This window comes from Flavobacterium praedii, assembly GCF_026810365.1.
In the GTDB taxonomy this organism is placed as follows: Bacteria; Bacteroidota; Bacteroidia; order Flavobacteriales; family Flavobacteriaceae; genus Flavobacterium; species Flavobacterium praedii.
Genome location: NZ_CP113948.1, coordinates 332,345 through 352,085, shown reverse-complemented (window position 1 = coordinate 352,085; position 19,741 = coordinate 332,345). Strand labels below are relative to the sequence as shown.

The following is a 19,741-nucleotide window of genomic DNA, read 5'->3' as shown; positions in this document are numbered from 1 at the left end:
CTATGAGTAACATCTTAATCACTTGTGCTGGAAAAAGAGTGTCCTTAATTCGCTCTTTTAAAACAGAATTAAAGCTGCTTTTTTCGGATTCAAAAGTTTTTACTTCAGATTGTATACCTGAAAAATCGGCAGCTTGTCGTGTTTCTGATGGCTATTTTAAGTTACCAAAAGCAACAGAAAGTAATTATATTGAAAAACTACTTCAAATTGCCCTTGACAATAAAATCAAACTTATTATACCAACAATTGATACGGAATTAATTACCGTATCACAAAACATTGACCTCTTCAAAAAACACCAAATTGATATTGTAGTTTCGGATTATAAAAACATTAAAACTTTTATAAACAAAAGGCTTACCAATTGCTTTTTCGAAAAATTAAATATTAAGTATGCTCAAGAATATGATAAAAATAATTATACTTTACCACTTTATATAAAACCTATTGATGGCAGCAGAAGCATTGATAATTATATTGTAAAAAAAAAATCAGAGTTAACAGCTTACCATTTCGATAATGATAAATTATTGTTTTTTGAATATTTGGACCATGACAATTTCACAGAATATACTATTGATATGTATTTTGACAAAAACAATGATCTAAAATGTTTCATTCCCAGAGAAAGACTAGAAGTTAGGGCTGGAGAAGTCAACAAAGCCGTTACCAAAAAAGCTTGGTTCATAGAACAAATTGCTCCTAAGTTTAAAAATATCGAAGGATTAAGAGGTTGTATTTCGATCCAATTATTTGTCAATACTAAGACAGAGGCTATTTATGGTATAGAAATCAACCCGAGATTTAGTGGCGGGTTTCCGTTGAGTTATTTGGCAGGAGCCAATTTTCCAAAATGGATAATTCAAGAATATTTAACAAACGAAACAGAAATTCCTTTTTGTGCTAATTGGGAAGAAAACCTAATGATGTTGCGCTATGATGATGAAATTTTGATTCATAATTATGTAGAAAAAATGAACAAATCTATTAATTATGATCATTAATAGTAGATTAGAATCACAAGAAAGAGATTTTTTTATAAACTTGGTGTCTAAATAACTTTTATATAGCAAATTGTAATTTATTTTTACCATTTCAAAGTAGCGTAAATTCTATACAAAAGCAAATTCCTATAATTATTACAAGAATGAACAACCCCAAAATATGGCTTTCGTCCCCGCATATGGGAGGCACTGAGCTCAACTACATACACGAAGCCTTTAATTCTAATTGGATCGCTCCACTGGGGGCAAATATTACCGAATTTGAACATGATTTAGAAAAATATTTATCCCAAGGTGTTTTTGTTACTGCTCTAAACTCAGCAACAGCGGCCATTCATTTGGGGTTAATCCTTTTGGATGTTAAAGCCGGTGATCTTGTTATTTGTCAATCCTTAACTTTTTCGGCATCAGCCAATCCTATTTTATATCAAGGTGCTACTCCTGTTTTTATTGATAGCGAACTCGAAACCTGGAATCTTTGCCCTATTGCTCTGGAAGCCGCCATTGCAGATTGTATTTACAAAGGGCAAATCCCAAAAGCCATAATCACGGTACATTTGTATGGCGTCCCTTATAAAATAGAGGAAATTCGAGCCATAGCCAACAAATACAATATTCCAATTCTAGAAGACAGTGCTGAAGCATTGGGCAGCAGTTTCAAAGGACAAAAATGCGGAACTTTTGGTGATATTGGTGTTTTTTCGTTTAACGGAAACAAAATTATTACCACTTCTGGAGGTGGCGCCATTGTAACTTCAAACCACCAGTTGAAGAAGAAAGCACAATTTCTAGCATCGCAATCCAAAGACGAAGCACCTCATTATCAACATAGTGAAATAGGTTATAATTATCAAATCAGTAATATATGTGCTGGAATTGGTCGAGGCCAAATGGAAGTACTTGACGAACACATCAAATTAAGAAGAGCTATGCATGGTTTCTATCTAAGCCTTTTTGAGAATATACCGGGTATTACTGTTTTTAAGACAACAAATCCAGATTACTTTGCCAATTATTGGTTGACATCGATACAAGTAAATCCTACTGAAACTAAAAACGGAATAGACCGAGAAACCATCCGTTTAAAATTATTGGAATACAATATTGAAAGTAGACCTCTATGGAAACCCATGCACTTGCAACCCTTGTTTAAAAATTACCCTTTTTACGGAAATAAAGTTGCCGAAACGCTATTTGACAACGGACTGAGTTTGCCTTCAGGATCCAATTTAACCCATTCGGATAGAGATCGAATACGAATGGTTTTATTAAAATTATTGAGCTAAATAGCTATAAAACATCAATAAAACACTTTAAAAAACTAACATATGAATTCTATTTTTTTATTAAAAAAACTAATGGTATTTGTTTTGATACTATGCTTTTTTTCATGTGCTTCCCGAAAAGATATAATCTATTATCAAGATATTGATGGAATAGCATTTAAAGAAAAAGAAAATTCATATGAAATAAAAATCCAACCTGATGACCTACTAATGATCATCGTTTCTGCCGAGGACCCCGAAATTGCAGCTCCTTTCAATTTAAAAAGTTACACCTCTGTAAACCCAGGCAAACAAGATGTGGCTAGTTCGCAAGCTACGCAACTTTATTTGGTCGATGCCAATGGTTTTATAGATTTCCCAATATTAGGACGTTTAAAAGTAAGTGGAATGGCAAGATCCCAACTTGTGCAACTTTTTCAAGATAAAATTTCAGCTTATATAAAGAATCCCATTATTAACATGCGCATAATGAATTTTAAAGTTTCTGTGCAAGGCGAAGTCACAGTTCCAGGAACCTATACAATAGCATCTGAAAGAATAACGCTTATTGAAGCTTTAGCAATGGCAAAGGATTTAACCATTTATGGCAAACGCAATAACCTATTAATTATAAGAGAAATTGATGGTGTTAAAACATACAATAGAGTCGATATTACCAAATCCGATTTTATAAATTCCCCTTTTTACTATTTGGCACAAAACGATGTGGTATATGTAGAACCAAACAAAAACAAAGTCAACGGATCGGCCGTGGGTCCAAATACGGGCGTAATTATTTCCATTACTTCCTTATTGATAACGCTAATTACATTGATTGTAACTACCTCAAATTAAGTCTTCTATGGAAAAAAATCCTTCAAATGAAAATCATAATCGAGAATTTCAATTACGAAACTTCATAGATCACTATCTAGTTCATTGGAAATGGTTTGTAATTGGCATCTTTATAAGTCTTACAATTGCTTATATATACTTGCGTTACACCACACCTCAATTTAAGGCTACAGCAACAATTTTAGTAAAGGATGAAAAAAAAGGAGGCATGCTATCCGAGCTTTCTGCATTTGCGGATATGGGAATTGAAAGTGGTTTAAAAAACAATGTAGACAATGAGATTGAAATTTTAAAATCCAGAACTTTAATAGAAAATATCGTAAAAAAACTTCATCTGAATATCTCAATGTTTATCAAAGGCAATATCATTTATACCGAAATGTTTGACAAAACCCCTATCGAGATCCAATTCATTCCAAAATCTCCTCAATTTTCCGATTCCAATATTACGTTGCAGTTCTTAGAAATTTCAGATACTTCATTTCAATTAGAGAATAAACTTCAAAACGAAACTTCAAAAAATAATTTTTTAAATAAAAATGATTTTCAATATGGCGAACTTATTTCGACCCAAAATTGGAACCTTATTATAACCAAAAACGCAAGTAAATTATTCAAAGTAAACAATCGCGAAATTACAATACAGGTAAATGCTATAGATGATGTGGTAGATAGTTTTAGAAGTCGTCTTAATGTAAATCCACTGAGTAAAACCAGTAGTGTAGTTGAATTATCTTTGATCGATCCCGTCTATGAAAAAGCCGAAATATTCTTGGATAATTTAATCCAAATTTATAACCAAGATGCCATTACAGATAAAAACCAAATTTCAGAAAACACCTCAAAATTCATTGCAGAACGATTGTCCTTAATCACCAGAGAATTGGATGGAGTCGAACAAGATGTCGAAAGTTTTAAAAAAACCAACAACTTAACCGATATCGATTCGGAAGCCAAGCTTTTTATAGAAGGATCCAATTCCTATGACAAGAAAGCAGTAGATACCGAAATCCAACTCAATGTTGTCAATTCGATGCTTGATTACATCAAAAAAAGTAGTGCTACAGACTTACTCCCTACTAACTTAATTGTTGGTCAGGAAGATGCATCTGGTATTATAAATATGTATAATGAATTAGTTCTGGATCGCAATAGAATCTTAAAATCGGCAACAGTAGCCAATCCTACAGTTTTAAAAATGGATCAACAAATTGCATCTTTAAAACAAAGTTTATATTCAAGTCTAGATCAATTAAAATCAACTTTACTCATTCAAAAAAGAAATATAGGCAGTCAAAAAGGAATTATGGATACCAAAATTGGAAAAATCCCAGTACAAGAACGCCAATTCAAAATCATAGCAAGACAACAAAAAATAAAAGAAGAACTCTATTTGTATTTGCTTCAAAAAAGAGAAGAAACAGCCATATCATTATCCGCAACAGAACCAAATGCTAGAGTGATTGATGCTGCCAAAGCTGCACATATTCCAGTTGCCCCCAAGAAAAAAATTGTCTTTTTGGTAGCATTGCTAATCGGAATTCTAATTCCGTTTGGAATCATTTATCTCATTGATTTATTGGATACCAAAATTAAAAGCCGTTTGGATCTCGAAGGAAAAACCAACATACCTTATCTTGGTGATATTCCAACATCTGCTGCAAACACACAAATTATCAAATCCGAAAGCAGAACCAGCTCTGCCGAAGCGCTAAGAATTATACGAACAAATCTGGAATTCATGCTCAGCAAAGTTCCTGAAAAACAAGCCAAAACGCTTTTCCTAACTTCGACATTTTCTAAAGAAGGCAAAACCTTTGTTTCCATAAACCTTGCAGCAACCTTTGCCCTTTCTGGCAAAAAAGTATTACTCATAGGAATGGACATTCGAAACCCAAAACTTGATGATTATGTTACCCTGCCCGATCAAGGACTTACCAATTATTTGTCCCATAATGACGCCACTTTAGAAAATTTAATCATCAAGCAAAAGGGCTATGAAAATTTTCATATCCTACCGGCAGGAATTATTCCACCCAATCCAGCCGAATTACTCCTGAGTAAAAAAGTTGAAGAACTTTTCAAAACTGTCAAAGCGCAATATGATTATATTATTGTTGACACTGCTCCTGTAAGTCTCGTGACAGACACCTTGTTAATCGCCAAATATGCCGATTGCTTCTTGTTTGTAATTCGGGCCAACTATCTTGAAAAAAGAATGCTACACATTGCCAACGACTTATACCTAGAGAAAAAACTCCCCAATATGTGCCTGCTCCTCAACGACACCGATTCCACAAAAGGTTACGGCTATGGTTACGGCTATGGAATAAAATCCAGAAAAAAACCATGGTATAAAAAAATAGGACGCAAATAAATCAATAAAAATATTTTGGGCATGGCACCAATAAAAAAAAGAGGCCAACTCACCACCGTGCTAGTTGCCTCTTTTTTTTATTGCTGTCGGGCTCTCCATGCTACTTCGGTAGCTTATTCCTATCCCTCATGCATCCTCGTTAAACAAGATATTTAGTGCTAACGAAATTCATTTATATTAAAAAAAATCCTACTGTATACTAAAAAATTGATTATTCTTTATCACTTCTTTCAATGGACTTAAGTCTTTCCATTTTACTTTATCTCCAAAAGCAGCAATATGCTTACTGTGATGTACATCAGAACCCACAAAATCGTACATTCCTTTTTGCAATAATTCTTTTGCAGCATTAGCAATCGATTCCCCATAATACCCCACTACTGCCAATAAATTCAACTGAAAAAGGCAACCAACACGTTTTAGTTTTACATATTCTTCAAAATTATTGTGGTAAAAAATATAACGCTCCGGGTGTGCCAAAATAGGAATATAACCTGCCACTTGCAAATCAAAAAGTATCGTGTACAATTGTATAGGTGCATTGATATAAGACATTTCAACCAATACATAATTGTCTTTCAAAGTCAATAACTCGCCAGTTTGAAAAAGTTGCACAAAATACTCATCCATCATATACTCTGAAGCGGCACGAAAAGGAATATCAATACCATTATTTTTTAGCTCAACTACGGTCTGCTTTTCTAGAGAAAGTATTCCTTCATTGGTATTGTTCCAAACATCCTGCATAATATGAGGCGTGGTTACAAACTGAGACACACCAATACCTTGAAGTGCTTGAACCAAACCTAAAGTATGCTCAAAACTTTTAGAACCATCATCAATTCCCGGTAGCAAATGCGAATGAATATCAATATGGTTATCTGGAATTAAATCCTTTAAAACAGCCCTATTTTTGTTGAAGAAAAACAATTGCGATCATTTAAAATAAGTTACAAAGTAAATGAAAATTAAACAAATAAACCTATTTCAAAAACAAATGCATTAATACAAAAAAAAGCTGCCAAAACCCAATAATAGGATCTTGACAGCAAAAAAAAAAATATTTTTAATTAGAAAGTATAAGTCGCAGCTACCAAAGCATACGTATTAACTCCTTTGAAACTATCATCATTAGTAACAAAAATATCATTTGAAGCAGAATCAATTCTGATTTCAGGAATAATTGTCATATTACCCACTTTATAGTTTAATGATAATGTATTACCAATTATTGAAGAACCAGCAATTGTTCCTAAAGAAGCAGTAGCATCTTTTGAATCCATATACTCCAAACGATATGCTAATAATACACTTGAACTAATTGTATAACTTGGATAAAGAACTAAAGAGTACCATTTTCCATCTAAACTACTATCTATATTATTATTGGTATCCGCATAAGTTGCATTGAATCCAACAGCAAATTTATCACCAAATTTTTTAGTACCCACAAAATCAAATTGAGTTCTATTTTCATCTGAAGAAGCAATAATTTTTCCAAAACTGTCTCTCAATGGACTTCCATTTTCAAGTCCCGAAGATATATTTAAATAAGCACTTCCAGTTTCTCCTACATATGCAACTTGTCCTATATATGTTTTTGAATTTGTTTGTGTTTCAATAGCTGATTTAAAATCGGTTGGATTAGTAACACCAGCCATAAAACTAAATTTACCAGATGTATATTGTGCTTTTACCCCTGTGTTATAAAAAGGCCCATAAGTAAAGGCATACGACATACTGTAGTTTTTATTGTCTACAGCATCAAGCAACTCATACCCGATGTGAGTTCCAAAAGTTCCTGCAACAATTTTAAAACTATCTGACACATCATAAGTGAATGTCAATTGTTTAATCATAAATGTGTAAGCATTGTCATTATAGGTAAACTCCTTAGCTCTGCCTCCAAAACCTAAATCTACAAATACAGATACTTTTTTCCATTTGTGAGAGGCTTCAATAGATGCCATACCTAATTCAAATGAATTATTAGAATTCGTAAAGCTGGTATATCCACTTGAAATTCCAGAAAAAGCATATTTGTAATACGCATCTGCAGAACCTGCAAAAGTTGTTGATGGAGACACAGCTGTTTCTCCATCTTGTGCAAATGCTAAACTTGTAGTCAAGACTAAGGCAAAAATAGTAATTACTTTTTTCATATTTAATCGGTTTTTGGTTAATTATTCAATCTTGATAATTGAATTGAATTTGGTTATTCTTCTTTTTTATTGGGGCGAAATTATTAACTTTTAGTTAACAGAAAAACTTTTTTAAAACTTTCCGAAAAGAATTATTGATATCCAAAATTCATCGAAAAATAATGAGCAATTCCTATTTTAAACCTAAATTTTTAAAAATTCAATAATCAAATTTTTAACCAAAACCCATAATTTTTCACCATTAATAAATTTTATACACACAAAAAATTCAATTTTAAACCAAAATAATATACAAAAAAAATCATACCCCTATAAAAAACAGGGGTCGTAATACAAATAAAACAAATACCCATAACCAGACTTTTTTTTAAATCCAAAAATACCTATCAAAATATATTCCATAAAAAAAAACCTTAAACTCACTAACAAAATGCTAGTTGTGAGTTTAAGGTTTTAGAACTAAAATTTAAAAAAAATCCTTTTTAGTTTTATTATTTGATTGTTAAAGTCAAACCTCCTGATATAATATTTACTTGTTTTTCTCCATCAAGACTTTTTCTTCCATCTTCATTATAAGTATATCTCAAGAAAACAGGAAGGCTGAATTTTTCCGAAAATTTAATCTCTTTAGCTACATTCAATCCTACATTCGTAAAAGCAAATCCAGCTGTTCCGTCTTGATGCAAACCATAATACGCATTATTATTGATCACAGCAGCACCTACAAAACCTCTTAAGTTTACACCAATAGATTCAATTGAATGTGTATACCCTATTTCTGAATAAGAAGAAAAAGCTCTGTTTTTATTCAACACTTCTCCATTACTATCATACTCAACATCTTTGTAATCATTTCCATTAACTAAAGTATTCCATTGAAAATCAATAGGTACACCTTTGTCTGAGAAATCAAGAAGTATTGATAGATCCATAACTTGAGCAGATCCAAATCCATAATCAAAATAATTGGCTCTAGAAAAACCATACGTTTCCACATTTTTCTTAGTGGCAGGTGCATAATAATCACTTAGCATAACTTTTAAAATTGGAGTAACTTGGTAAGATACATACCAATCATACTCATTATAGGCATCTGCTGCAGAAGACAAATTGGTTGTCATCCAGAATCCTACTGTTAATTTTTCGGTTGCTGCATACGATGCATAAGGCTGAAAAGCTATATTATTCGAATACAATTTTACCCCTCTCCACATATAAGGAGCTACGACATCTACTGCTGCAGTAAATTTTGATTCTGGAGCATCTTGGGCTGCTGCTGGCGCATCTTGTGCAAATGCGAAACTACTCGTTAGCATTAAAGCTAAAACTACTACTACTTTTTTCATTTTGGTTTTGGTTTTTGGTTAGGTTTTGGTTATTAATTTTAAATATGTGCTTTTTTGATTTTTGCTGTAATTTGTTCTGCGGCCAACCGTCCAGTTTCTGCGGCGCCATTCATGAATCCTTGATAATCGACACTGCAATGTTCTCCTGCAAAATAAACATCTCCAATTGGCTCTGCGGTATATAACATGGCCGTATTCCATTGTCCGGGTTTTGGACAGGTATAGCTGGCTTTTACAAATGGATAGGAAGACCAACAGGCAAAAACATGTTTGTTTACATATCCTTTTTTAGACCCTGGGAAAACTTCTTCCATTTGTCCAATGTATTTATCGATTTCTTTTTGAGGCAAATCTGTTTTCCAGATATGTGTTGCGGGCGCGTGCGGATTTTGTACAGCCACTTTTGACAAGGCTATAGATTCATCTCCTCCAAAGAAACAACAATACACCCCTTTGTTACTGGCTACGCTTTTTATACTGCTAGAATCCCAACCGTCATGAATATCTTTGTGAAATAAATAGCCGTAAAAATTGTTTTTCCCTTCGCGCCAAGGTCTGCCTTCGTATCCTAAAAACAATTTGTTATTTTGTCCATAACCCAATTCCTGAATTGAATTTCTCTTCTCAGGAGTCATGTCGCTTAAGTCCATTTTTACGTCGCGCAACATGGTAAACGGAATAGCAATAATTACATAATCGGCCTGAACATCTTCTTTATCCTTAAATGACAATGTATATTTCCCGTCTTTGTTTGAAATGGCTGTCAATATGGATTTCATCACAATTGAATCTGCCACTTTTCCGGATAAATGTTCTATTAATTTCGAATTTCCTTCTCTTATTCTGTATTTTTCGTCGCTATCTCCAAAAATTTTAAATCCTTCAGAAGTATTGGTATCAACCATATCCAAGAGATTGATTGCGGACTGTTCCGAAGTATCCAATCCAAATTCTGCCAAATAAGCTGCAGTAAAAATATCTTTCAACCATTGACTGCATTTCAAAGACTTTATATAATCCTTCAAAGTCATTTTGTCAAAAACTAAAGCGGCAGGGGTATCATAATCTTCTCCTAAACTAGCTGCATCTTTTTGAATTGATGGTGCAATTTTCTTGAACTCTTTGATAATTTCCTCTTCCGAAATATGCCTTCCATCAAAAAAGAAGGTTTCATGTATCAAATTCGCAGCTTTGGATTCGGCGTACATATCGATTAAATCCAAATCAAATTCTTTGGCCAAAGAAAGCATATCTTCATGCGTAGAATCTATAAAATCACCTCCAAATTCGGGATGAATACCCATTTGCAACGCATCACCATAATGTGTCAAAATCCTTCCCCCTAATCTAAAACTACCTTCGTAAATTGTCGATCTAATTCCTGCTTTTCTTAATTGATAAGCCGCATTCAAACCAGCCATTCCAGCACCAACTATCACTACTTTTTTATCATTTGAAGAACCAAAACCTTCACCTTCATCAGATATTGGGTTCCTTGCTTTTTCATCTTCTTTTTTACAACTTACGATTGAAGTTCCGATAATTCCTGTGAGTAAACTAAACTTTGCCACATCGGTCACAAACTTTCTTCTACTAACGGCATCACTATTTTTGAAAGCAATAATTGTGTCGACTTCAATTTCTGGATTTTCATTTGAAAATTGGGCAAGTTTCAAATTCAAAAGAATATTCTTAAGTACGGTTGATTTTGGATTTCTCATTGGTTATTTGGTTTGGTTAGCATTTTATCCACAAAGATTCGCGAAGTAAACACAGAGATAAACAAAGGTTTATTTTTATTCAATACTCTTTTTATACAATCAAAGTAATTGAATTTCATCCTTCTTAGCGTCTTCTTAGCGAATCTTTGCGAAACAACTATTCTATAATCACTGATTTCATATTCATAAATTCTTTGATTCCAATTTCGGACAATTCTCTTCCGTAGCCTGATTTTTTGATGCCTCCAAAAGGGATTCTAGAATCAGAACGTACTAATGAATTGACAAAAACATTACCTGCTTCAATTTTTCTGGCCAATTTATAAGCATTCTCCCTGTCTTCTGTCCAAATTGCAGATGCCAAACCATATCGATGATTATTGGCAATCGCAATCGCATCATTTTCATCTTTAGCTCTAATAATTGTTGCTAAAGGCCCAAAAGTTTCTTCTTGAAAAGCAATATTATTGGCATCTACAAAATCAATTAATGTGGGTTGAAAGTTGCAATGCTCCCGCTCTCCTCCAACCAAAATTTTCGCTCCTTGTTTTAGAGAATGTTCCAATTGGTAACTTAATTTTTCGGCCAAATCAATTCTTGCCAAAGGCCCCATATTGATTCCGCTTTGCAAAGGATTTCCTTGTTGTAGCGCACTTACTTTTTGAGCAAACAATGCAGCAAATTCATCCGCTACTTTTTCGGTAACAATAAAACGTTTGGCACAAATGCAAGCCTGACCCGCGTTTAACATTCTAGATTGAGTGGCTACCGTTGCGGCTTTTTCTACATCTGCATCATTCAAAACAATAAATGCATCCGATCCCCCCAACTCCAATACCGATTTTTTGATATGCTTTCCAGCTAATGCCGCCACAGAAGAACCTGCCATTTCACTGCCTGTCAAGGTAATTCCAGACACAATATCCGAAGCAATAACACTTTCAACTTGTGGAATATCAATGTTTATTTGCTGAAAAACACCTTCTGGAAAACCAGCTTCCAAGAAAGCATTTTCTATGGCTTTGGCACAACCAATAACATTTGGCGCGTGCTTCAAAAGTGTCACATTTCCGCCCATAATTGCCGGTGCAGCATAACGCAACACTTGCCAAAAAGGATAATTCCAAGGCATAATCGCAAAAACAGCACCCGATGGATCATAAACCGACATGCTCTTGAAAGGCGTGTCATATTGCTCATCTTTCAGCATTCTTTCAGCATTCTCCGCGTAGAAATCACAATTCCCTGCTGATTTATCGACTTCGGCAATACCTTCTGACAATGTTTTACCCATTTCATTGGTAATCAGCAATCCCAATTCGTCTTTATTGGCTCTTAATATATCGGCCAGTTTTTTCATTTTATCGGCTCTTTCTTGAAAAGTGGTAGTACGCCATTGTTTGAAAGCCGATTCCGATAATTGCAGTTTTTGAGTCAATTGCGCATTGGTTAATACTTCATGCTCCGCAATAACTGCTTGTGTAAACGGATTTATAGATTTGAATATCATTGTAATAAAAAATTTAAAAGATTGAAAAATTGAAAGATAGAAAGATTTTAAATTCTGTTATTCCGAATTTTTAAATTATTAAATCTTTCAATCATTAAATTATTAATACCATCCCACTGGATCTGTATCCAGATTGATGTTGACTTGTTTTACTTCGAGGTAATTTTCTATACCGTACAATCCCAATTCTCTGCCTGTTCCCGATTGTTTATAACCACCCCAAGGCATTTCATTAAAGGTAGGATGATAAAAATTGACCCATCCAATTCCTGCTCGTATCTTTGGCATTACCCGATGTACACGCGTTACATCTTGCGTGAACAACCCATAACCCAAACCATATTCGGTATCATTGGCCATTGCAATTGCTTCTTCTTCGGTGGAGAATTTCAATAATGCTACTACAGGCCCAAAAATTTCTTCTCTGGCAATTCGCATATTTGGAGTAACATCTGTAAAAATGGTTGGCTCAATAAAAAATCCTTTACTGTCATCTGTATTGCCTCCAAAAGCTAGATTAGCTTCGCTTTTCCCCACTTCGATATAGGCTTTAATTTTGTCAAAATGAGCTTGAGATACGATTGGTCCCATCGTATTTTCGGCAACACTTCCATCACCCACTTTTATATTTTTGGCTCTAGCCACAAACTGTTTTACAAATTCATCGTAAATGGTATCTTGAATCAAAATTCGAGAACCTGCTGTACAAACCTGTCCGCTATTGGCGAAAGCCGCAAACAATCCCCAATCAATAGCCAAGTCCATTTTGCAATCGTCAAAAATGACTACTGGATTTTTTCCGCCCAATTCTAAAGTAACTTTTTTGAGATTTTCGGCAGCGATTTTGCCAATGTATTTTCCTGTTGAAGTTCCTCCTGTAAAAGCAATTTTATCAATTTTGGTATTGCTTATTAGTGCGTTTCCAGCAATGGGTCCATCTCCTGTTACAATATTGATTACTCCTTTTGGAATATCCAATTCGGCTATTAATTGTGCCAAAAACAAAGCCGTCAACGGTGTCACTTCGGATGGTTTTAAAACAACTGTATTTCCTGCTGCAATGGCAGGTCCTAGTTTCCAGGCGCACATCAGGAACGGAAAATTCCAAGGTATAATTTGAGCGCAAACCCCAATGGCCTCACGAGTTACATAACTAAATGAATTCCCAGGAACACTCATGGTTTCTCCATGAATCTTGGTGGCTAATCCTGCATAAAACTCAAAACAAGAAGCTGCATCATCAATATCAAATTCGGCTTCACGAATGGGTTTACCATTATTTTCTACTTCCAATTTTACAAAAGAATCAAAATTGTCTCTAATTTTTCCCGCAATTGCAAACAATATTTTTTGACGGTCTTGTGCCGTTTTACTTTTCCATTCCTCGCCATCAAAAGCAGCTCTTGCAGCATCGACAGCGGCATTTACATCTTCAATTTGTGCTTCTGGAACTGTAGCAATTACGGCCTTGGTCGCAGGATTCAGTATCGCTCTTGTTTTGCCTGATGCAGCATCCACAAAAGCACCGTTGATATACATTTTATACATAATTTTTAAAGTTAGAAGTTAGAAGTTAGAGGTTAGAAGTTTTAAACTTCAACCAAACTTTTATCTTAATTATAAATTTGAATTAAACTCGGCGCTAAATAAATAGTAACCGATTGTCCTATAATTTTTGTCAACGCCACTGACGAATCTTCGGTTTTAATGATTTTTTTACCTGATGCGGTTACCAATTTGTACTTTCTGTGATTCCCTACAAAAATGACATCTTCGATAGTAACCTGAAGCGAAATATCATGCACGATATCAAAAGAAACATTCTCTGGTCTGATGAATAATATTCCTTTATTATCACTTATTTCATGATTGAAATTAAAGGTTTTATCCTCTAATGAAAATGTTTGTTTATTGGCAATGTTCACCGGAATCAAATTGGCCTCCCCAATAAATCCAGCTACAAATTTGGTTTTTGGATGATTGTATAAAGTTTGACTGTCCGACAACTGCTCTATAACTCCGTGATTCATTACTGCAATTCGATCCGACATGGTCAAGGCTTCTTCCTGATCGTGTGTTACATACACAAAAGTTTTATTCAAATCTTTGTGCAACTGTTTCAATTCGAACTGCATTTGTTTCCTTAATTTTAAATCCAATGCACCAAGAGGTTCATCCAATAATAAAATTTCAGGATCGGGTGCAATCGCTCTGGCAATGGCAACTCGTTGTTGCTGTCCACCTGACATTTCAAAAGGTTTTCTGCTTTTGAAAGCTGTCATTTGAACCAATTCAAGCATTTCATCTACTCGTTTATTGGTTTCAGTTTTGCTTAATTTTTTTTGGTGCAAACCAAAAGCAATATTCTCGGCCACATTAAGATGCGGAAACAAAGCATAATTTTGAAAAACCGTATTTACGTTTCTTTTATATGGAGGCAATTGCGAAATGTCTTGTTTATTGAGTAAAACTTGCCCATTGTCCGGAGTTTCAAAACCTGCAATCATGCGCAACGTTGTTGTTTTTCCACAACCGCTTGGTCCCAAAATGGTCAAAAATTCTCCATCTTGGATTTCTAAATCCAAATTGTTTACAATAAGCGAACTTCCGTATGATTTGCTGATTCCTTTTAATTCTAATTTACTCATGCTTAATTCTCTTTATTAAATTTTAACGAAATAAAAATGGCTGCTGACGATATTAAAAATACCAAAGTTGCCACAGCATTTACTTCGGGTGTAATCCCTCTTCTCATCATTCCATAAATTTCTATTGGTAAGGTGTTTTCTCTTGAAATCAAGAAAAAAGTAACAGGAATCTCATCCATTGATAATACTAGTGATAATAAAACGGCACCAATAATGGCTGTTTTTATATTGGGCAAAATCACTTTAAAAAAAGCTTGCAATGGACTGGCTCCCAAATCAAAAGCGGCCATTTCCAAATAGGGATCCATTTTTTTGAATCGAGCCAAAATCTGTGTAATCATAATGGCAATTAAAAAAGTGGTATGACCAATAAAAACGGCTTTTAATGACAATGGAATTCCCATTAAAGGAAAAAGACTCAACATGGCAACTCCCGTCACAATTCCTGGAAGCGTAATGGGAAGTAAAATTAATTTTAGCAAAAAGTTTTTACCAAAATAATTGTATTTGTGCAGCGCATAAGCAGACGGTATTCCAATTATTAAAGCAGCAAGCGTACTTGATATTGCTATTATAAAACTGACTTCGACAGCATTAATCATTGATTGATTGTGAAATAATTTTACGTACCAATCCAACGAATAATGTTCAATTGGAAATGAACTTACCGATTCTTTATTAAAGGAAAACCAAATAATGATGAATATCGGGAAATACAAAAACCACAGCACCGAAAAGGCTGAAAAGGAAATTATAAATGCTCTTATTTTTTTCATGATTATTGTGTTTCGTGTTTTTTCTCGTATCGAGAGGAAAGTTCCAGTAATATAAAAACCAAAATGAGTAAAACTACTCCAACTGCCGATCCAAGAGGTTTGTCATTGGATGTTCCAAATAAATTTTGAACGATGCTGGATATAAACAATGTATTGGGACCGCCCAAAAGCGAGGCCGCCAAGAAATCTCCAAGAGTCAACACTAAGGCTAAAGTACCTCCAGAAATCACTCCAGGCAGAATCAATGGAAAAATTACTTTTCTAAAAGTCACCCAAGAATTGGCTCCTAAATCTTTACTGGCTTCCACCAAAGATTTTGAAATTTGTTCGAACGAAGTATAAATTGGTATACAAACAAAAGGCAAAAAGATGTAAATCAAACAGAGAATTACCGAGAAATCAGAATACAACACAAAACGCAATGGTTTGTCTATAATGCCCATATTGATTAACGACGAATTAAAAATTCCGTTTTCTCCAAGAATTACTTTCCATGCATAAGCCCGAACAATGTAGGACATCCAAAAAGGCAGAACGATTAAAGTATAATAGAACGATTTGTTTTTGGTTACTTTAAAAGCAATAAAATAGGCCAACGGTAAACTCAATACGATACAAGCCAAAGCAACAATTATCGCATAAATAAAAGTTCGAATCAAGGTTTCGTAATACAATGGATTGGTGAAAATCTTGATATAGGAATCAAAATTGAGATCATATACCACTTTTCCAAAATCATCTGTTGCCAATACACTTTGTGTTAAAATGAACAAATACGGCATTACCAGAAACAGGAATAACCACAGCAAGAGTGGAAAAATTAATACATATTTATTGTAGTTCTTCATTGTAAAAAATTATACTTTTTTAATCCATATCAAAAATAGCTGTTGCCATTCTTTTTGTGATTTGCCCGTTAGGAAGTTCTTCTTTTAAAATTAATTTTTGAGCACTTTCACAATTTAGCACTTCATCCATATTTCTAATTTCACCACAGGGAACATTGTTGTTTTTTAATTCTTTGAGTAAAAACGTACCTTGAAATTCACAAAATGCTTTAGACAAAAAAAGACTTAAAATCGCTCTGTTTTTGACTCTCAAACTATTTGAACTAAAACGAACATCCGACAGTAAATCATTTATATTCAAACACGAACAAAGCGATGCAAACTGTTTGTCATTTCCAACCGCAAGAACAATTGCTTTATGATCTTTTGTGTAAAACGTTTCACCATAAGGAGCAATATTTGGATGTAAACTCCCCATTCTTTCTGGAACAATTCCACCCATTAAATAATTTGTTGCCTGATTGGCCAATGTAGCTAAAGCGGCATTATATAATGATACATGAACAGTAGCCCCTTGATTTGAAATACTTCTTTTCAGCAATGCGATCAGTATGGCTTCTTTAAGTTGGTGAGCGGCGAGAATATCAATAATGGCGATTGGTATTTTGACAGCTGTACCTTCTTTTTCGCCATTTATGTACATAAATCCAGCTTCTGCTTGCAATACAACATCAAAAGCGGGAGTTTCATCTTTGGCTCCATAACCACTTATTTGTGCATAAATGAGTCTAGGAAATTTACTTCTTAAAGTTTTCGAATCCAGTCCTAATTTTTTTGAAGAGGTAGGTTTAAAATTGGCTATAACAATATCCGCATCTGCAATCTCATCCAAGACTAATTCAAGATCTTTTTCAACAGTTAAATCTGCCCACAAAACTCTTTTATTATAGTTCACTGAACTGTAATACCCTGATTGATTTTCTTTGGATTCTGATTCTAAAAGCCAACTTCTAGTTACATCTCCATTGTTGGAAGGATTTTCGACTTTTATAACAGTCGCACCCAATTCGGCAAAAAACATTCCTACTGCAGGACCGGCCAAAACCCCCGCTAATTCGACGATTTTTAATCCTGCAAATAGTTCTTGTTTTTTCATTCCTAAAATATTTTTGAAGAAGGAATTATTGGTTTTTCACTTCACTCCAGATTTCGTTGTATCTTTTTCTGTTTTTTACAGGTTGCCAAAAATTCAAGGTTTTAAACATTTGGTCCATGCTTGCCACATCCATTAATTTTTGAGTTTCAGGAGATAATAATGCATTTGCTTCTGGATTTGACACATAATATTGTGTGAATTCAGCAACTTGAGCCATCACTTTTGGTTGAGAAACGTACTCCAACCAAAGTTGTGCCAATTGTTTATTTTTGGCTCCTTTTACAATCATCAAACGGTCAATCCAACCTGTTGCGCCTTCAGTAGGAATAACAGCTTTAATGTTCATTCCTTGCTTGTTCAAATTAGCTGGGGTCAATGGCCATCCCACAGCAGCAACGACTTCTTTATTTTTGAATAAATTATCCAATTCCCCTGCGGAAGCCCAATTTTTACGAACTTGAGGTTTCAATTCTACCAATTTTGCTTTGCAAGCAAGCAATTGCTCTTCGGTTAAATTATACAAAACCGACTGATCTTTTTTGTCATATCCTAACAATTGAGCTGCCAAATAAATAGAAGAAATATCATCATACATTGCGATTTTTCCTTTGTATTTTGGATCAAAGAAAAGGTTCCATGAAGTTGGAGTTTCTTTGATAATATCGGCATTATAAACTAAATAATCCGGTCCCCAAGTAAATGGCATACCGTATGTTTTTCCGTCTTTTTGAACGTCTTTCATTCCAGATAAAACTGGCGAAAGTGATTTCCAAGCCGTTAATTGTTCTAAATCTAAAGGCTCTGCCAAATCTGAAGAAACGATATAACCCGCCACATCGGATGAAGGAGTGATTACATCATAACTAGCGCCACCGCCACTTTGTAATTTTGAAACCAACTCATCGGAAGATCCAAAATAAGTTCCTTTTACAGTCACTCCATATTTATCTTCAAACTCTTTGGTAAAAGAGGCGTCTGCATATCCTTCCCAAGCTAGGATATTTAAAGTAGAACCTTTTAATGCTTCTAAATCAACTGTTCCCGTCTTAGCTTCTTCAGCTTTTTTGCCACAGCTTGAGAATAAGCCCATAATTACTAGTAATGATAATGCGATTTTTTTCATTTGGTTTGGTTTTAGTTAAATAGTAAAAAATTATATAATTTTAGAAATCTAGTCAGAAATTTCTATACTCATTAAGAGTTCATTTTATCATACCAATAATAAATAAAGAACATTCTAAACTCAATTAAGTGAATTTAAAAAATTAAAAATTTAATTTTCTTTGAACCATTAAGAAATTAAGGTACATTAAGTCCCAGAAAACTTAATTTTTCTTAATTTCTTAATGGTGAAAATTTTTCTTTATGTTTATAAATGAACACTAAAAATTGAACACTTTCTTCTTAATGGTGTTCGCTTAATTTAGTAGCTGGATCAATAGGCCAATACATCAAAACCGAACAATTCCCGCTCCTTGGATCGTCTAAATAATCAAATAAAGGCTCAACTAGAATGAATCCGCATTTGGTTTGAGCCGTAACGGTTGGATCTACTATTTCTCCTTTTATCAGTTTGTCGCAATATTCTGCAATGGTCATTTGGTCTTTTACTTTGTCAAAACCAATTGGCATTCCAGCGGTCATTTGTCCCAAACAACCCAATTCTTTTGCTACATCTTGACGCGCATTATAAATTTGTCTTCCAATTCCTTTTCCTTGATAATCAGGATGCACCGAAACGTCAAGTCCATATAGCCATTCCGCTTTTGGATCATGTGTTCCCAACCATAAATTATCCGATATTTCAAGAAAAGTATGGTGTCCTTTGTGATAGTTTTGCTGTAAAGTTGTAGTAGCAGCAATTACTCTATCTCCATCTAAAACAATCATTTGACCTTCAGGAAAAATTTCCATGTGTCTCAAATACTGCTCTTCTGTCATCAATTCTTCAGCTGATAAAGTTGGAAAAACAATTTTTTGAAGTTCTGCTTCTTGTTTTGCGTATTCTGGTGTAGCAGTCTGTAAAATGTATTTGCCTAAAATTTCTTTTTTCATAGCCCCCTAGCCCCCAAAGGGGGAATTTAGATTAATAATAATTATTTTTTATAGTCCTTTCCTTCCCCCTTCGGGGGC

Annotated in this window: 16 protein-coding genes; 4 read left to right on the top strand and 12 right to left on the bottom strand. The window is 34.2% G+C overall.

The annotated features are described in order from the left end of the window. Positions 1 to 2: 2 nt before the first annotated feature. The 4 genes from OYT91_RS01600 to OYT91_RS01585 all read left to right on the top strand — a co-directional run bounded on the left by OYT91_RS01600 (position 3) and on the right by OYT91_RS01585 (position 5,501). On the top strand, positions 3 to 1,004 hold the full coding sequence (locus tag OYT91_RS01600; RefSeq protein WP_281239234.1) for an ATP-grasp domain-containing protein: 1,002 nt from the start codon (positions 3 to 5) through the stop codon (positions 1,002 to 1,004). Between the two features lie 143 nt (positions 1,005 to 1,147). Further along, complete coding sequence (locus tag OYT91_RS01595) at positions 1,148 to 2,290, top strand: DegT/DnrJ/EryC1/StrS family aminotransferase (protein ID WP_281239233.1); 1,143 nt, start codon at positions 1,148 to 1,150, stop codon at positions 2,288 to 2,290. Positions 2,291 to 2,332: 42 nt separating this feature from the next. Further along, positions 2,333 to 3,124, top strand: a complete 792-nt coding sequence (locus OYT91_RS01590) for a polysaccharide biosynthesis/export family protein (protein ID WP_269223377.1) — start codon at positions 2,333 to 2,335, stop codon at positions 3,122 to 3,124. Positions 3,125 to 3,131: 7 nt separating this feature from the next. Next, complete coding sequence (locus OYT91_RS01585) at positions 3,132 to 5,501, top strand: GumC family protein (protein WP_281239232.1); 2,370 nt, start codon at positions 3,132 to 3,134, stop codon at positions 5,499 to 5,501. 189 nt (positions 5,502 to 5,690) lie between these two features. Here the strand turns inward: OYT91_RS01585 and OYT91_RS01580 are convergent, their stop codons facing one another. The 12 genes from OYT91_RS01580 to OYT91_RS01525 form a co-directional block, all read right to left on the bottom strand. Further along, positions 5,691 to 6,431 (bottom strand): tyrosine-protein phosphatase, encoded by a 741-nt coding sequence (locus OYT91_RS01580; protein ID WP_281239231.1) that lies wholly within the window; start codon positions 6,429 to 6,431, stop codon positions 5,691 to 5,693. 140 nt (positions 6,432 to 6,571) lie between these two features. Next, positions 6,572 to 7,663, bottom strand: coding sequence for an outer membrane beta-barrel protein (locus OYT91_RS01575; RefSeq protein WP_281239230.1), 1,092 nt, complete (start codon positions 7,661 to 7,663; stop codon positions 6,572 to 6,574). Positions 7,664 to 8,154: 491 nt separating this feature from the next. Then, entirely contained in the window at positions 8,155 to 9,009 is an 855-nt protein-coding gene (locus tag OYT91_RS01570) for a TorF family putative porin (RefSeq protein ID WP_269223381.1), read from the bottom strand. A 38-nt stretch (positions 9,010 to 9,047) separates the two neighbouring features. After that, a complete protein-coding gene (locus OYT91_RS01565; RefSeq protein ID WP_281239229.1) occupies positions 9,048 to 10,730 on the bottom strand; it encodes a flavin monoamine oxidase family protein in 1,683 nt (560 codons plus the stop codon). A gap of 157 nt (positions 10,731 to 10,887) precedes the next feature. After that, complete coding sequence (locus OYT91_RS01560) at positions 10,888 to 12,240, bottom strand: NAD-dependent succinate-semialdehyde dehydrogenase (protein WP_281239228.1); 1,353 nt, start codon at positions 12,238 to 12,240, stop codon at positions 10,888 to 10,890. Positions 12,241 to 12,342: 102 nt separating this feature from the next. After that, entirely contained in the window at positions 12,343 to 13,788 is a 1,446-nt protein-coding gene (locus tag OYT91_RS01555) for an aldehyde dehydrogenase family protein (RefSeq protein WP_281239227.1), read from the bottom strand. 65 nt (positions 13,789 to 13,853) lie between these two features. Further along, positions 13,854 to 14,888 carry an ABC transporter ATP-binding protein gene (locus OYT91_RS01550; RefSeq protein WP_281239226.1) on the bottom strand — a complete coding sequence of 345 codons (1,035 nt, stop codon included), beginning with the start codon at positions 14,886 to 14,888 and terminating at the stop codon, positions 13,854 to 13,856. 2 nt (positions 14,889 to 14,890) lie between these two features. Next, the gene (locus OYT91_RS01545) at positions 14,891 to 15,664 is read right to left on the bottom strand and encodes an ABC transporter permease (RefSeq protein ID WP_281239225.1); all 774 of its coding nucleotides are present in this window, start codon (positions 15,662 to 15,664) and stop codon (positions 14,891 to 14,893) included. A 2-nt stretch (positions 15,665 to 15,666) separates the two neighbouring features. Next, entirely contained in the window at positions 15,667 to 16,512 is an 846-nt protein-coding gene (locus tag OYT91_RS01540; protein WP_281239224.1) for an ABC transporter permease, read from the bottom strand. 19 nt (positions 16,513 to 16,531) lie between these two features. Beyond that, positions 16,532 to 17,608 carry a CaiB/BaiF CoA transferase family protein gene (locus OYT91_RS01535; protein ID WP_281239223.1) on the bottom strand — a complete coding sequence of 359 codons (1,077 nt, stop codon included), beginning with the start codon at positions 17,606 to 17,608 and terminating at the stop codon, positions 16,532 to 16,534. A gap of 25 nt (positions 17,609 to 17,633) precedes the next feature. Beyond that, the gene (locus OYT91_RS01530) at positions 17,634 to 18,731 is read right to left on the bottom strand and encodes an ABC transporter substrate-binding protein (protein ID WP_281239222.1); all 1,098 of its coding nucleotides are present in this window, start codon (positions 18,729 to 18,731) and stop codon (positions 17,634 to 17,636) included. Between the two features lie 281 nt (positions 18,732 to 19,012). Beyond that, positions 19,013 to 19,663 (bottom strand): GNAT family N-acetyltransferase, encoded by a 651-nt coding sequence (locus OYT91_RS01525; RefSeq protein WP_281239221.1) that lies wholly within the window; start codon positions 19,661 to 19,663, stop codon positions 19,013 to 19,015. Positions 19,664 to 19,741: the final 78 nt, after the last annotated feature.